14 protein-coding genes are annotated in these 15,468 nt (G+C 55.9%); 4 read left to right on the top strand and 10 right to left on the bottom strand.

The annotated features are described in order from the left end of the window. Positions 1-217: 217 nt before the first annotated feature. The 3 genes from serS to JUE67_RS11610 form a co-directional block, all read right to left on the bottom strand. Positions 218-1,498: a serine--tRNA ligase gene (serS, locus tag JUE67_RS11620; protein ID WP_203628491.1), complete on the bottom strand. Its 1,281-nt coding sequence runs from the start codon at positions 1,496-1,498 to the stop codon at positions 218-220. A 298-nt stretch (positions 1,499-1,796) separates the two neighbouring features. After that, a complete protein-coding gene (locus JUE67_RS11615; protein WP_203628490.1) occupies positions 1,797-2,492 on the bottom strand; it encodes a Crp/Fnr family transcriptional regulator in 696 nt (231 codons plus the stop codon). After that, positions 2,476-4,017 carry a helix-turn-helix domain-containing protein gene (locus JUE67_RS11610; protein ID WP_203628489.1) on the bottom strand — a complete coding sequence of 514 codons (1,542 nt, stop codon included), beginning with the start codon at positions 4,015-4,017 and terminating at the stop codon, positions 2,476-2,478. The genes JUE67_RS11615 and JUE67_RS11610 overlap by 17 nt, the downstream gene beginning before the upstream one ends. A 257-nt stretch (positions 4,018-4,274) precedes the next feature. On the opposite strand from JUE67_RS11610, the gene JUE67_RS12780 reads away from it, so the two are divergent. Together JUE67_RS12780 and JUE67_RS11605 are read left to right on the top strand one after the other, a co-directional pair. Then, entirely contained in the window at positions 4,275-4,706 is a 432-nt protein-coding gene (locus JUE67_RS12780; RefSeq protein ID WP_225877959.1) for a hypothetical protein, read from the top strand. Then, a complete protein-coding gene (locus JUE67_RS11605) occupies positions 4,673-5,812 on the top strand; it encodes a hypothetical protein (protein WP_236002646.1) in 1,140 nt (379 codons plus the stop codon). The genes JUE67_RS12780 and JUE67_RS11605 overlap by 34 nt, the downstream gene beginning before the upstream one ends. 103 nt (positions 5,813-5,915) lie before the next feature. Here JUE67_RS11605 and JUE67_RS11600 read toward each other — a convergent pair whose 3' ends face one another. The 7 genes from JUE67_RS11600 to JUE67_RS11570 all read right to left on the bottom strand — a co-directional run bounded on the left by JUE67_RS11600 (position 5,916) and on the right by JUE67_RS11570 (position 11,987). After that, positions 5,916-6,704 carry a hypothetical protein gene (locus JUE67_RS11600; protein WP_203628488.1) on the bottom strand — a complete coding sequence of 263 codons (789 nt, stop codon included), beginning with the start codon at positions 6,702-6,704 and terminating at the stop codon, positions 5,916-5,918. Between the two features lie 88 nt (positions 6,705-6,792). Beyond that, on the bottom strand, positions 6,793-7,515 hold the full coding sequence (gene budA, locus JUE67_RS11595; RefSeq protein WP_203628487.1) for an acetolactate decarboxylase: 723 nt from the start codon (positions 7,513-7,515) through the stop codon (positions 6,793-6,795). A 9-nt stretch (positions 7,516-7,524) separates the two neighbouring features. Next, positions 7,525-9,198, bottom strand: a complete 1,674-nt coding sequence (alsS, locus tag JUE67_RS11590; RefSeq protein ID WP_203628486.1) for an acetolactate synthase AlsS — start codon at positions 9,196-9,198, stop codon at positions 7,525-7,527. A gap of 200 nt (positions 9,199-9,398) precedes the next feature. Next, complete coding sequence (locus JUE67_RS11585; RefSeq protein ID WP_203628485.1) at positions 9,399-9,950, bottom strand: hypothetical protein; 552 nt, start codon at positions 9,948-9,950, stop codon at positions 9,399-9,401. 104 nt (positions 9,951-10,054) lie between these two features. Further along, positions 10,055-10,585, bottom strand: a complete 531-nt coding sequence (locus JUE67_RS11580) for a GNAT family N-acetyltransferase (protein ID WP_203628484.1) — start codon at positions 10,583-10,585, stop codon at positions 10,055-10,057. A gap of 75 nt (positions 10,586-10,660) precedes the next feature. Beyond that, the gene (gene rpmG / locus JUE67_RS11575; RefSeq protein ID WP_125696725.1) at positions 10,661-10,813 is read right to left on the bottom strand and encodes a 50S ribosomal protein L33; all 153 of its coding nucleotides are present in this window, start codon (positions 10,811-10,813) and stop codon (positions 10,661-10,663) included. 316 nt (positions 10,814-11,129) lie between these two features. After that, positions 11,130-11,987 carry an RluA family pseudouridine synthase gene (locus tag JUE67_RS11570; protein ID WP_203628483.1) on the bottom strand — a complete coding sequence of 286 codons (858 nt, stop codon included), beginning with the start codon at positions 11,985-11,987 and terminating at the stop codon, positions 11,130-11,132. A gap of 86 nt (positions 11,988-12,073) precedes the next feature. On the opposite strand from JUE67_RS11570, the gene JUE67_RS11565 reads away from it, so the two are divergent. Beyond that, positions 12,074-14,593, top strand: coding sequence for a glycoside hydrolase family 31 family protein (locus JUE67_RS11565; RefSeq protein ID WP_203628482.1), 2,520 nt, complete (start codon positions 12,074-12,076; stop codon positions 14,591-14,593). A gap of 34 nt (positions 14,594-14,627) precedes the next feature. After that, a complete protein-coding gene (locus JUE67_RS11560; protein ID WP_203628481.1) occupies positions 14,628-15,395 on the top strand; it encodes an alpha/beta hydrolase family protein in 768 nt (255 codons plus the stop codon). Positions 15,396-15,468: the final 73 nt, after the last annotated feature.

Below are 15,468 nucleotides of genomic sequence, written 5' to 3'. Positions count from 1 at the left end.
CATGTTTAATTCTCCGACCAATTAAGGCCGAATCACCTACACATTTACGAAACTTTGTTCAGTTTTCAAAGGACGACTTGTCCAAAAGACAACTTAAATATAGTACCAACTCCCCCCTTCTACGTCAAGGATATTTGTCAAAAAAGTTTGGCCAAGGTCCAAAAGCCTGTCTGACAGGACATAAAAAGCCGCACTGCTGCGGCTTTTTGGAGAAAGATCATTCAGCTGTGATCACGGTCTGGCCGCCCATATAAGGCACAAGAACCTCAGGGATGGTCACACTGCCATCTTCATTTTGATAATTTTCCAAGATCGAAGCGACCGCGCGGCCAACCGCCAGGCCGGAGCCATTCAGGGTGTGGACAAACTGTGGCTTGCCGTTTTCGTCCCGGTACCGGATCTGTGCGCGACGTGCTTGGAAGTCGGTGCAGTTGGAACAGCTGGAGATCTCACGGTATTTATCCTGCGCCGGCATCCAAACTTCAAGGTCGTTGGTCTTGGCAGAGGTAAACGAGGCATCCCCGCTGGCCAATGTGATCACGTGATACGGAAGGCCCAATTTTTGCAGTAGGTCTTCCGCGTCGTGAATCAAATTCTTCAGCTGGTTCCAAGAGTCTTCTGGCTTGCAGAACTTGACCATCTCGACCTTGTTGAACTGGTGCATCCGAATCAGGCCACGGGTATCACGACCGGCGCTACCGGCTTCAGAGCGAAAAGCAGGCGACAAGGCGGTCAGGCTGATCGGCAGCTTCGCACTGTCCACGATCTCACCGCGATAGTAATTCACGAGTGGCACTTCCGCGGTCGGAATCAAGGTCAGTGGTTCGCCTTCATTAGTGATCGTGTAAACGTCCTCCGTGAACTTAGGGAACTGGCCCGTGCCGAACATCGAGTCCGCGTTGACGAGATACGGGGTGATCACTTCCTCGTAGCCTTCCTTATAGTGCTCGTCGAGGAAAAAGTTGTAGACCGCACGCTCGAGGCGTGCGCCGGCACCTTTATAGTAGACAAAGCGTGCACCTGCAACTTTGGCTGCCCGCTCAAAATCAAGGATGCCCAGTTTTTCCCCGATCTCCCAGTGTGCTTTCGGGGCAAAATCGAATTGGCGAATATTTCCCCATTTATATTCTTCCCGGGCATCATTTTCATCCAGCGACATTGGCACATCATCTGCTGGGAAATTTGGTAGACGCACGAGAATGTAGTTGACCTTTTCTTCAAGGTCAGCCCGTTTCTGATCAAGTGCGGCGATCTGCTGCCCGACTTCGCGCATCTCTTTGATCGCGTCATCGGCGTTTTCTTTGGCGCGCTTCTTACGGCCGATCTCGTCGGAGGCGCTGTTGCGCTTCGCCTTGAGATCCTCGACCGCCATAATGACCTCACGTCTTTGGTCATCAAGGGCGATCGCGTCATCGATCTCTTCCGCCTTCACGCCGCGGGCCGCCAATTTCTCTTTTGCCCAATCCGGCTTTGCACGTAAAACTTTGATATCTAGCATAATGGTCCTCCTCATCGGTCTGTGTACACAAAAAGCCCCTCATCTCATTGGGACGAAAGGCTTTTTTCCGCGGTACCACCCAAGTTTGACGCAACGCGCCACCCTCTTTGCGGATAACGGGCGCTGCCGTCCAGCTCGTCGCTGGCCGTATCGCTGTGCTGGAATAGGGACGTTGATGGCTCACACCGGCCGCCATCTCTCTGAAAAGTCCACATAGGCACAGACGTTTATTGGCTAAAATGATGTTCATAGTTCTTCCGCTCATACAATACCGCAAAAGCCAGCCATTGACAACCAGTCAATCGGCCGCCGCCACGCGGGTCAAAGCCGCGCGGTCTAAAATAGTCAGCTGCTTGCTACCAGTTTGCTTGAGCCAACCCGCATTTTCAAAATCGCGAAGCTTGCGCGAGATCGATTCCGGGGTCGTGCTCAAAAACGCGGCCAGCTCTTTTTTCTTCATCGGAAGTGTGAACTCAGCCTGGCCTTGCCTCAACAAAAAGTCCGCCAGTCTGGCTTCAACGGTGCGCGTTGCCGTCATGGTCGCCCGCGCTTCCGCTTGCTGCAGACGTTGCGCGAGCTCATCCATCACAGCAAGGCCAACATCCGGATGCTCACGAATCAGTTGCTGAAAATCCGGTTTGCGCAGCACACACGCAACAACCGGTGCCATTGCGACCGCCTCGGCCTGATGCACAGACCGCGAAAACAGTGCCTGGTCGCCGTCGAAATCGCCGGGCGCCAAAAGCCGAATCAACTGGTCGCGACCGCCAGCCGTCACCTGATCGATCTTCACCTGGCCCTGGTGAATGATATAAAGCGCGTCCGCCTGACTGCCAGCAAAATACAACGTGTCCCCCGCGGCAAAATGAACGTGATGGACCAACGCCTGAATCTGCGTCAACGCAGACAGCGGGAGATGATTGAAGATCGGCACGACCTGCACACAAAGATCCCCGCCAGCCGTTTCTTTCGTTTGCTCAGTAATCGACCGCACCCCCCAGGCTCATTTTTTCATCCCATAACTGCCGGATCGTCGCGTATAATTCCCCGTACCAGTCGTTTGAGGTGCTGGCCGCCCATTTGTAGGTCAACGCGCCGCCGCGTTTTTCCTTGGCATCCGGCACCGTCGAGCTTTCGACGACCAGGTCGACCGTGCTCAGGTCCTCATCCGGCGACACGATCTCGACAAAGGGCTGGGTGATCAAAAACGACAGCAGGTCGATGTACCCCAGCACGCTTTGTTCAACAACAGGCGCCACGCGGACTTTGACCGGCGGGATAAACTGAATGACTAGTTGCAGCAGGTTGCGATAATACGACTGGCTAAGTGGGTCGATCATATCCGCCAACCCAGTGAATTGATTGGTGAAGATCACATGCTCTAGTGTCTGCCGCACTTTTTTCGCAAGGGCGGGGTTCTCTGGCATCTGGCTCAGCTTATTGTTGGCCTCATAGGCGATCATTTCAGAGATATCCTCGCCAAATTCCAGCGACGACACGGTGTTGGCAAACAAGTTGGCCTTCAGCATATTCAGCGTCTCTTTCGGCAAGAGGTCATCTTCCAGAAACGCCACCGGCAGTTTTGCCAAAAATTCGGTCACAAGTGTATAGATCACCGGATTGTAGCGTTTGAAACGCTGAATGGTCTGCTCGATCAAGGTCGAGCTCGTCGTCACATAAAACGGCAGGAAGTTGAACAGAAAATACATCGCCGCCGATTCACCAAGCTGTTCGGACAGGGTCATTTGCGGTTGCAATTCCCCCATCGGCCCCGCTTCTGCTTCAAAGAGGTTGGCGACCGGATACTTCAACGTCAAATGCTCCGGCTGGTAGACGATCGCGTTGCCATCTGCCACCCGCTGCTTCGAGACAGCCGCATAATACATCGCGATCTCGCGCGTCACCAAATTCGGCGTCCCCACGTCGTACAGCGCGACGGCCTGATCGACTAAGACGCCCATTTCAGTGCGAGAGGCGCGCTCGAACGGCCAGCCCGCGCCGTCCGTGGCCATCCAAAAGATCATCGTCAAAAACAGCCGAACGCGTTTCTCGTCGCCTTGAATTCGCAAGGTCTCATACGAAAAGCGAACGCCAAACTTCCGCGAAAATTCGCGCAGCGGCTTTAAGTGGCGCAGCATCGTTGCCTTCGAGGTGTCCATGGCTTGCAAAAACGCGTCGAAGTTGGGATAGCCATGCGTCAGCAACGCCTCCAAGAACTGATACGGATGCCCATTTTGAACAAAATACAGCCGGACATCACTCGATGGAATGTTGAAAAGACGCTTGATCGACGCATTTTTTGTGTGGGTCATGATTTCAAGCGCGGCAACAAGGCCGTTGTATGTGTTGTAAACACTGCCATAATTGCGGCCCGTCAGCGAGGCGATCTGCTTCAAGTTGACCTCTTCGATCAATGGCTCCCCCGCCCGTTCACCGGCCAATCGATCCACGACTGGCGTGGACGCCACCCGCGCGTTCACGATGCGCCGAAATAGGCTCATTTTTTCAGATTCTGACATTGACAGGAAAATATCTTCACGACCGCGCATTATTAAACTCCCCCAAAAATCGTCATTATGGACTGCAATGCCTCCAAATTATAAGGGCAAATGTCCATCTTTTCAATTATGCTTACGAGATTTTGACCAAAATCGTTGGCGTTTGTAAGCAAATCGAATCCCCATTCGCACGGGCCCGATTGCCAAAAAGTGTCAGTTTTTGTAAAATTTGCTATACTGAATGATAAAAGGGAAGTAATGGACAAGGAGGGGTGAGCATGCAATTCGAAGAGATCTTTCTTGAAAAAGCGGATCTGCAAAAATTCATGATGTTCAGTGTGCTCACCGCATTTGACGCCGACAGTTTGACGATCACCGAACTCTCGGCGAAGATCGGCATCTCCTATCAGCAGACCTATAACATTTTCCAAGAACTGATCGAAGATGTGGCCGCAATCACCGGAGACAGCCGGGCCACTGTCAAAAAGTCCTTGATGGGGCCACTGCCGCTAAGAGTGACGATCGACCAGTATCGCTTCTTATTAATGGAAGACGCGATCGCATATCAATTTGTCGATTATCTGGTTCAGGGCAGTCGGCCAAGCGTCGACCGGTTCTGCAACGAGCGCTACTCAGCCGTTCGACCCTGCTGCGAAAGACCGCCCCGCTTCGCCAATTGTTGGCCCGGTACCAGATCAAGATGTCGCTGACATTGCCGGGCTTTGTCGGTGATGAAAAACAGATCCGGCTTTTTTTGACCGTGTTTTACTGGCTGGCAACACACGGCTCGGGCTGGCCCTTTTCATCGATCTCGTCTGCACAGCTGGACCGCCAGTACAATGAGCTCAAAACACACAAAGTCGACCCGATCGCGGCCCTGCAAGAGGAGCTGTTTTGGGCCGTCTGCCGGATTCGGATGGCACATGGCCATTATGTCGGCTATTGTGCGCGATTTGAGGACGTCTTTGGCGAGATGGCCAGCTTCGACGAAACGATCTACAAGCAGGAACTGTTCGCCAAGCGCGACCCTGAAGCTCGCCGTGCCGAGAGCTGCTTCTTTTACTTTTATCAAAATAAAACGATCAATTTCACGCCGCTGACTGAAAATGAGCAGGCCTTGCAGGAATTCCTGCTGAGTCAAAAGACCCCGGCGAACGACGTGGTCGAAGCGCTGGGGCCATTTTTGACGGCACGTTTTCCAGGCCTGTCCGCCGATCAGCTGCACCGGTCGACCCATCTGGCACTCAATGTCCTGCGTGTCTCGTTTTCGTTTTATCTGATGGACGGCAATTACTTCAAGCAGGCAGATTTCTTTGGGGCGAATAAATCGTCATATCGGGAGCAGCGCCAGCGCCAAGTATTTCTCGAATTTGTCGAGTCATTGCCCGATCGACCCGCCTATAGCGCGTTCAAACGCGATCCAGAGGCCTTCGCCGAGTTGCTGTTTTACCTATTTGTGCCGGTCCTTGCCCAATTCACCGAGGAAGAAAAGGTCAAGCTCAAACTGCTGGTCGAGCCGACCGACATTTTGAACCGCGCCTTGTTTGACTTTGTCGATGACCTTGGCATCGCGACCCGGCTTCCTGTTTGCGCCGACCTCGACGAAGCCGACCTGGTCGTGGCGGTTCGGGATGATTATATGGCGTCTGATATCCAGCGCTGGCTGAACGGCCACGCCAATAAGGTGATCGATTGGTACCTGGACGCCACCGTGACCGACCGGCATCAATTGTACGAACGAATTTATGCGCTGTATCAGCAAAAGCAAGCCGCCGTGAACAAGCTGGCGCTCAAGGAGACAAAGGCGCGCGCATAGCCCTGCGCCGGTTCCAGCTGCGTCTTCAACCTGCCAGTTTCAGCCGAGGGCTCAGATGCCATACAAAAAGCGTGATGCCTCCCCGCATCACGCTTTTTTGGCGCTATAGCAAAACTTTCTCATCGACCGCTGGCAGCATTTTGTTTCGCAACATCCGGTGGGCTGCGGCGGCATAAAGCGCCGTCAGCTGGCCCGCGTTGTCTGCGATCTCATACATCACGATCGTCATGATCTCAAAATGGGTGAACAGCGTCGCCTTGCGCGGTTGCATCCCCAGCCAATCGGAAAAATGCATCTCAAAATCTGAGAGGCTCCAGTTCAGCCGGCCAAGCAGTGTTTTCAGCGTCTGCTTGTCAAAGCTTGTGATCTTCACCCACGTGGTCGCGTAGGCGAAGGCCGCCGCATCGAATTCATCACCCGGCTCCAGGTCCTGCACGATCAGCGCCATCAGCGCCGCCGCAGCCGCCTGATCATGCTGCGTGTCGAGCTCCAGCTTCAAGCGGTGCCGCAGCAAGACCGCCGCGTACCCTGGATCATCGCCATAGCGCACCAACGCCTCATCAAGGAGGTGTTCAACGAGCACATACCCCTGCATCGGTCGTTCCCAGAAGCGTCGCCGCGCATGGGCAAAATCGATCACATCCGGTAGATAATATTCGTGGATCCACAATTGATCGGCAATATCGCTGAGCGCGGACTGGCCCTTGGCTGTCAGCACAACATCCCCTAGCGCCCCGCCCGCTTGAATGTACCCGTTGCGCATCAATGCATGCATCGTGCGTAACGGATCCAAGCGGTACCGGTCGCGCCAAAGGGTGTCGTGCATGACATCGGTGTCCCCACTCATCGTTGCCATGTACATAAAGACCTTGGTGCTCGGTGTAAGCCGCATCCGATGGCCCCCATTCTTCGGTTTGTCCAACGTCAATATTTTACTCGCAAGTGAAAACGCTGTCAAATATTCGGGCTGGCCTGAAAATTCAATGCTCCGCTTGCGCGATCTCGCCAAGCAGATCGCCATCGAGATCTTCCTGCAAAAATGCGGAGTTCTCCGTCGGCAAATGCAGCTGTAGGTCACTGAACAGTTGGGTCTCCAGCGCCCCTGCGATCTGACCGAGCGCCAACACATGGCCGCCAAGATCATGGGCATCACTGAGAAAATGCAGATGAAAGCTCGGCGTTGCCATCCCCGCATACAGCTGAGGCGAATAGTAACCCAAGAGCGTTCCAGTCACATTTTTTCGCGTGAAAACAGCTTGGTCGGCTGCTGTTTCGGTCAGGGTTGGATAGGGCGGCACCTGTTTGGCCACGGCCCGCGTCGTGACCTGGCCAAACGTCCCGTGAAGGCGCACCGCGGCAAATAGGTTGCGGGTGCCAAGTAGTTTCAGCACAACGTTCGCGAAGGCATCCTGAGTGTCGGCGACAACTTGACCGACTGTCTCAAACGCCGCGTGATGGACATTGGCAAACGGCACCTTGGCCGCATCCGTATCCGCGATCAGGTGGACTTGTCCACTCGCGGCCACTTGATACACCTGGCCGGCCAAAATGATCAGCTCCCCATCGAGCCCATCCAGTGTGCCAATGCCGGTGTCGCCGTGCTGCAACAGCTCGGTCAGCGTCTGAGTGCCGGCAAATAATCCCGGCACCAAGGCCCCGAGCGTCCCATGTTGGTAAAGTAACTGGTCCTCTTTTTCTGTCATCTGAGCCTCCTAGAACTGATCCGGCAGCATCGCGTCGCCGAGCTTGCGGTTATCCGAATAATCAACTGGAATATCGACGATCACTGGGCCCTTGGTCGCAAAGGCCTCATCGAGCACACGCCCGAGGTCGGCCGGCTTGTCGACACGCAGCCCCTTGGCCCCGAACGCCTCTGCGTATTTCACAAAATCGACGGGACCAAAATCAACACCGGCTGCTTGCCCATACTTCATTTCCTCTTGGAACTTGACCATGTCGTAGTGCCCATCATTCCAAATGATATGAACCAGATCACTATGCAGGCGCACGGCTGTTTCAAGCTCCATCGCCGAAAACAGAAAGCCCCCGTCGCCAGACACAGAAACGGCTTTTTCCCCAGGTCGAACCAGCGTCGCGGCGATCGCCCAAGGCAACGCGACGCCCAAGGTCTGCATGCCATTTGAAAAAAGCAGGCGCCGCGGCTGATAGCTGCGAAAATGGCGAGCCATCCAAATGTAGTGGCTCCCGACATCGACCGCCACCGTCATGTGATCATCGACGCGTTCCTGCAGTGCTGCGATGATACTCAGCGGATGGACCCGCGTCTGCTCAGCCAAAGCCGGTGGGACATCGCGGGCTTGGAGCTGCGCCTGCAGCCCTTCAAGAATTGACTTTGCACTCGGCGCGACCCGATAGCCGCGCACCAGCGGCGTCAGAATTGCCAAGGTCTGAGAGATGTCCCCGATCAATTCGCTTTCCGGCTGAAAATGTTGGTCGATCTCACTGGGCTGCGCGTCAATGACGATGATGCGCGCGCGGCCTTCGCTATTCCAGTTGCGCGGTTCGTATTCCACCGGGTCGTACCCGATCGCGATCACCAGGTCACTTTGCTGCAACAGCTGGTCCCCTGGCTGGTTACGGAACAATCCGACGCGACCGAAGAAATCATGTTCCTGTTCATGTGAGACAATGCCCGCCCCTTGGAAAGTCTCAACGACTGGCAGGTCAGCCGTGGCAAGAAGATCCCGCAAGGCCTGCGTCACCTCTTCAGAGGAGGCGCGCATCCCAAGCAGCAAGACTGGTAACGCCGCCTCCTTGATCTGTGTCGCCAAATTGGTCATGTCGGCGGGGCTGGCCGGCCCGAGTTTTGGCGCAACGCTCGGGCGAATGGCGGCTGCATCTGTCGGCGCGTCAGTCACATCCTGAGGAATCGACACAAAACTGGCCCCTTGCTTGCCAGAAGCAGCGGCGCGCCACGCGTTGGCAATCAATTCAGAAACATTGTCGGGATCTTGGACCTCAGCGGCATACTTGGTGATAGGGGCAAACATCTCCGCATTTTTCATACTTTGGTGGGCCGCCCGCAAAAGGTCCTTGCGCTGGACCTGACCTGCAAGTGCAAGGACCGGGTCGCCCTCCGCCGTTGCAGTCACCAAGCCCGTGGCAAGATTTGCCGCACCAGGCCCTGAGGTGGTCAACACAACACCCGGCTGGCCGGTCATTCGCCCGACCGCAGCGGCCATGAACGCCGCATCCTGCTCATGCCGGGTGATGATCAGTTGTGGGGTCTTAGGCGCTGTCGGATGTTCGAGCAATTCGAAAACGCGGTCGATTTTCGCGCCTGGAATTCCGAATACGTATGGGACCTGATGCGCGATCAGGCTATCGATCACTAAGTTTGCGCCATGGCGCTGAGGGTTTGACATCACAATGCCTCGCTTTCCGTTGTCTGTTTCACATCATACGCGTTCTGTTGTTGATTTCAAAATATTATTTTGCCAGTTCCCAACTAAGCGCGTCTCATCTGTTTCATTTTCGCTCTCAAACTGTACTTAAAAGCTCGATAAAAAAAGAAGCTGGCAACCACCTGCCGGCTTCTTTTGGCCCTGCATCTGTGGGCCACGAATCAATTCAGTTTAAGTGTGATGCGGCCGATTCCCTGCTCTGCATCCTCCGTCTGGCAATGAAAGCCATACTTGGTGAAAATATGTTGGAGCTTGGCAAAATTATCCCGGTCAAACGAGCTGATGTTGCCATCAAGGGCCTGAACATCAGCCTTCCGCGCCAGATTGATGAACGCCTTAAGAGCAAGCTGAGCGAGGCCCATATTTTGAAAATCATAAAAGGCCAGGCGACTTTCAGAGCCAAGCGTCTCAAGCACCGTGATGTGCATCGTATTTTTCCAGTGGTCGATATCGAAGAGCAGCTGGGCGAGATAGTCCGCCTTGGAGTGGCCATATTTATCGACGTTTTCAAATGGCGTATACACGAAGATCGAAAAACTGTTGCGTGGCTGACGCTTGCTTTGATAATCCGTGTAGACGATGTACTGGCTCACTTGGCCACCTGTCTCGGACATCGGCTTGTTCATACTCGACAAGATCGTGTACGCCGGATCTTTTTCGATCATCGCCAAACGTTTGGTGTAGGCCTGATCATAATCTGTTTGGACGCTCATTCTGAAACCTCCAGTTTGAATGTTGGTTTCATTATATCATTTTCAAAACAAATCCACGAGTAATAATGAACAAAAGCAATGAAAAAAAACAATTTCCATGGCGGTCACTTTTTTGACGCCCAGTTTTCAGGTAATAGACAATAATAGGCCTCTTCGCTGGCCGCCTTGCCATACAGGCTGGCGGGAAGCGGCACGGTGAACTGATAGCGAAAACCCGTGTGGCGAAGCAGCCGAACCGAACGCGCGTTGTCAGGAAAGACGCCGGCCCAGATCTGGGTGATCTGGCGGGCGAACAAGTCTGCGCAGACCAACCGCACCGCGGCGGTCATCAGGCCCTGCCCCCAAAATGGTTGGCCGAGTGCATAGCCGATCTCACGTGTCATGAATGCCGGGTCGGCCGGATCATTTGCCCGCGGGTAGACGCCGATGTGGCCAACCACCTGGCCTTGAAAAACGATCGCGTGGTCCGTATTCTCCTGGCGGTACCGCGTGACCGTGGCCACAGCCTCATCCATCGTTGTTAGCGGCGCCATGCCGGCTGGCGTCGTGACGGCCGAATCACTTGCATACGCAAAAAACGCTGACGCATCGGCCACCTGAAACGGCCGGATCTGAATTCTCCCATCACTGAGCATTGCCCACCTCCGAAATAAAAAAAGCCCCCACCGCAATCAATTGCAGTAGGGCTCAAACAGGCCTGTTTGAATGAATTACTTCTTAACTTCGACGAACTCAACGCGCCGACGCAACTTTGGAGAATACTTCTTCAAAGTCAGACGATCAGGCGTGTTACGCTTGTTCTTAGAAGTCAGATAGATCCGTTCGCCGGTTTCGGCACAGGCAAGAAGAATATGATCACGCATCTTCTGTCACCTCTCTCATCAAGTCTAGACTAACTATATAAGCATACTGAATTAGCGGGAAATGTCAAGGAAAATCAATTGACAGGATGCGCAGCGGGGCGTTTAGGGGTAGACAGGTAGCTCGGCCAGGGCGGTTGATGGCGCTCTTTGCCATCGGGCGAGCAGGCCGACTACATGTCCTACCCCTGCCCGGCGGAGCCCAACTTAATGCACGGTGCGCAGCGGGGCGTTTAGGGCTGAGCAGGTAGTTCGGCCTGGGCGGTTGATGCGTCCTTGGTCATCTGCGTCCAGCCCCATTTCTTCTATTAAAGTGGGCTCAACGCAATGCCGACGAAAATTCTTCTGGCAGCGGCAACTCAGCCTCGATCACTCCGGCCGAAAATGGATCGGTGAAGGCCAGCTTGCTTGCCTGAAGCAACTGGTGCGCGCCCGCCTCACCTTGTCCATAAAGCGGATCGCCGACCAGCGCATGCCCCAACGACGCAAAATGCACCCGGATCTGATGCGTCCGCCCTGTCTCCAGGCGCGCTTCAACCAGACTCGTCGTTGCGCCCAGCGTCAAGGTCCGGTAATCCGTGACCGCGCGCACCCCTGCTGGATCAACGCGGCGATGAATGCCATCGGGCGCTTTGGCAAGCGGCCGATCGATGCGCCCGGCTGGCGGATCGAGCTGACCCTCGACCACGGCGCGATAAATTTTTGTCACCGTCGCATCCACGCCGAGCTGGTCCAATTTTCCTTGGGCAAAGGGATGCTTGGCCAACAGCACCAAGCCGCAAGTATCGCGATCCAGACGGGTGATCACAGCCGGCTGCGGCGCCGTGACGCCCTGTTCAGCCAGATACCCAGCCGCCGCATTCAACAGGCTGTGTGTCGGATCGCTGGGGCCTGGGACACTGGCCATCCCGACCGATTTGTCGACGATCAGCCAATCCCGCGTTTCTTTGACCACAACCAGAGGCTGGTGGCTTTGCACGATCAGCGGTTGTGTGAGCATCGTGAAGCCAACCTCATCGCCGGGGAGCACCGGCTGATTGCCAGTCACCTGGCCGTTTTTTCGCACGGCCCCTGCGGCAAATAGTTTCGCGAGCAGACGATGACTGACGCCTTCTGCGGCCAGCCGCCGTTTAACGGTCGTGGCGCGGTCGACCGGATATGAGAATTCAAAATACACCTGACTCGCCCCTTTCATTCTTTTCATTATACCGAATCTGATGGCACGATTGAGGTAAACTGAAGGAAACGTCCAAGGAGGCCGACATGGAAGACCCGACTCAGATCATCGACCAGCACCTCACTGAGGGTGCATTTTATTTTACGACAACGCAATGGCAAGGCAGACTATCTGCCGTCAACGACCACCTCTTGCGTCTGACCGTGAAGCAAGGCGGCGCGTGGCCAACGCACCCGACAATTCAGGCGGCGCTGCCGGTCGAGAAAAGTGGCGACGAAACGGTGGCGACTGGCGGCACTGGCCAGGCCTATCGCACCCCGATCATCACGGCGCAAGAAACGACGCCCCTGAGAGCCAGTCAACCCGATCAAGTCAGTGTTGGCGCGGTCAAACTCGACCTGACCCACGGCCAACTGCGGCTTAGTCGAAATGACGCACCGCTTGTCACCATTTATCTGCCAACGTTTTCCGATAGTGGCTGGTCCCTGCGATTGCGGACCGCAACCCTGCCACATTATTTTGGCGGCGGCATGCAAAATGGGTTGGTGTCGCTCAATGACCGACTGATCGCGATCGCGACCGAAAATCGCTGGACCCTCGGCGGTGTCACTAGCCCCGTGCCGTTTGCCTGGACCACAGAAGGATTTGGACTGCTGGCCAACACGTTTACCAAGGGGGCCTATGATTTCTCCGAGCTGTTCCGTGGCGCCGAATTCAGTCATGACGACCCGGTCTGTGACGTCTACATTGTCATCGGGCAAACGCCGGCCGACATGATTCGTGGGTATTTTGAGCTGACAGGCAAGCCGGTCCGCCTGCCGCGTTTTTCCTTTTATCCCGGGCACTTCAATGCGTATAACCGCGATCACTGGGTCGCGGTCACAGCCGAGTCGGCCGGCGCCATCCAATTTGAGGATGGCAATTGGTACAAAGAATATCAGCCGATCAGCAAGGAGACGTTCAACACAGGGTTTCGTCGCGGGACGATCACAGTCGCCGGCCAGTCCTTGGTCCCCAATGTTTACGGCAACGGCCAGGTGACATTCATGGACCCGGACGAGAATGGCATGCCGCGCCGATCGATTCGCGAAACGCTGAATGGCGAACACGACTTCCAATTTTCCGCGCGAGCGGTGATCGAGCGCTATCGGAAAAATGGGTTTGCGCTGGGCTGGCTGTTGCCAAATGACGGCTACGGCGCGGGGTATGGCCAGACGTCGAGCCTCGCCGGTGACCTCGCCAACCTGCGCGCATTTCGCGACTATGCGGCCAGCCGCGGCATCGCAACAGGCCTGTGGACGCAAAAAACGTTGACACCTGCCGACCCGGCCCATCCGCAAAAAGGCGAGCGTGATCTGGTGCGTGAGCTCAACGAAGCCGGCATCACGGCACTGAAGACAGATGTGGCATGGGTCGGCGAAGGCTATACATTCGGCCTGAACGCCACGGCTGAGGCCGGCGCCGCCATGAGCGCCTGCAATCGGCGGCCTGCGATCGTCACCGTCGATGGCTGGGCCGGCAGTCAACGCGATGCGCTGGTGTGGAGCGGCGATCAAGCCGGTAGCAATTGGGCCAATCTCAAAACGCATATCGGCAGCTATTTATCGGCCAGTTTATCTGGCCTCGTGAATGTGGCGAGCGACGTGGATGGCATTTATGCCGGTCGCGACCCACTCATCGCCTTACGCGACCTGCAGTGGAAGGCGATGACGCCACACTTTTTTGCCATGGACGGCTGGGGTGATGTGCCGAAGTTGCTGGGCCAAAACGCCCCTGCCCCGTACAAGACCCTGGCCCAGGCATATCTCGCCCTGCACACGATGCTCGTGCCCTATCTTTATAGCCTGGCCGCCTTAGCCGAAAATGGGGCGCCGGCGCTGCGGCCAACTTGGTGGACAGGCGACAGCGATGCGCTGACGCAAGATCTCACCGATCAGTTTTTGGTCGGCGACGACCTACTCGTGGCGCCGCTGCTCGATGCATATGGGCTGCAGCCAAGTGGGGCCGCAAAACGGGCGCATATCTATTTGCCAGCCGGCAGTTGGCTCGATCTTCAGACTGGCCGGTGGCAACAAGGCGGCCGGACGCTGGCCGATGTGCCTGTTCCGCTTGCCGGACTCCCCACGTATCTGCGTGCAGGCGCGGTGATTCCGCTGACCTTGCCGCACCAAAATCCGGCCGCCGTCCAACCGGATCTGATCGTGCTGGCGGTGCCAGGTGGGAGCCAAACAACGACGCTGGTCGAAGACGATGGCGCCACGCTTGCGTATCAAACTGGCGACGAGGCGCTGATCACGCTGACGACAAAAGCCACCGCATCCGATCTTTCCGTGACGATCGCGCCGAGTCAGGGCAAAAGGGTCGTTGCCCCGCGGCCGGTGACAATTTTCATGCCAGCCGTCAGCGGTGCCGCCGAGCTCTCAGCCACCCTTGGCGATGCGCTGCTTGCTGTGCACGCCGCATTCGGCCCTGCCCCGGTCGATCCGTTGAGCCGCTGGCGGACACTATCTGGCTTGACCATCGATTGCGGCGTGTGTGACCCGGCCAAACGTCTCACCATCACCGTAGCCGGCTTGCGCGTCGACGCCGAGTCGGCTCTGGCATAATTTTGCGAGGTCACGCGCGCCAAAGGAGGACAACATGACAACTGAAATTGCATATGGCACTGACGCCTTGCAGCGGGCGGATCTGTATTTTCCGGTACAGGCAAATGGCGCCGCGCTGGTGTTTATTCACGGCGGGGGCTGGTTTCGCGGGGATAAAGGCCGCGACAGTGAACTCGCGACCGCACTGGCAGCAGCCGGGTATCTCGTGGCCGCCGTCAATTATCGGCTCGCCCCGGCCGCGCTTTTTCCGGCCGCGCAAAACGATCTGACAAATTTCCTCACTTGGTTCAAAGCCAGTGACTACGAGTTTGACCGCCAGCGCATTGGCCTACTGGGCGCCAGTGTCGGCGGGACCATGGCGCTGACAGCCAGTCTCGCGGCAGGCTATCCGGTCGTGACTTGGTCCGCGATTCTCGATTTGTCGAATTGGATCGACCAGCATCAAGCCGTCATCGCTGCGTTGGCCGGCGACCAAGAGCTGGGGCTTACCGACCGTCACGCGATTCACGACGCTTTTTATAAATATTTCGTTCAGACCTATCTTGGCGACTTGAGTCAGGAAAAATTGATCGCGGTCGATCCACTTTTTCATCTGACCAACACGCTTGGCCCCACCCTACTCTTCAATGGAGCGAATGAGTTGCAGCCTCTTTCTGCGGCGCTCCAATTCGTCGACCGCGCCGCCGCGTTCGATCGCGATATCACGTTACATGTGGTGCCAGGCACCGGGCATGCACGCGATTATACTGAGTTTGCGTTGCCGAGCACATTACGCTTTTTCGGGGAACATCTGGCAAAATAAATTGCTCGGCAGTCAAAGGCGATGTGCTCGCCTGCAGCTACAAAAAGACGGAAGTGGGACAAATGTCGATCTT

It is taken from the genome of Lacticaseibacillus mingshuiensis (assembly GCF_016861785.1).
Lineage (GTDB): Bacteria > Bacillota > Bacilli > Lactobacillales > Lactobacillaceae > Lacticaseibacillus > Lacticaseibacillus mingshuiensis.
This window is presented reverse-complemented; position numbering and strand designations above follow the sequence as displayed.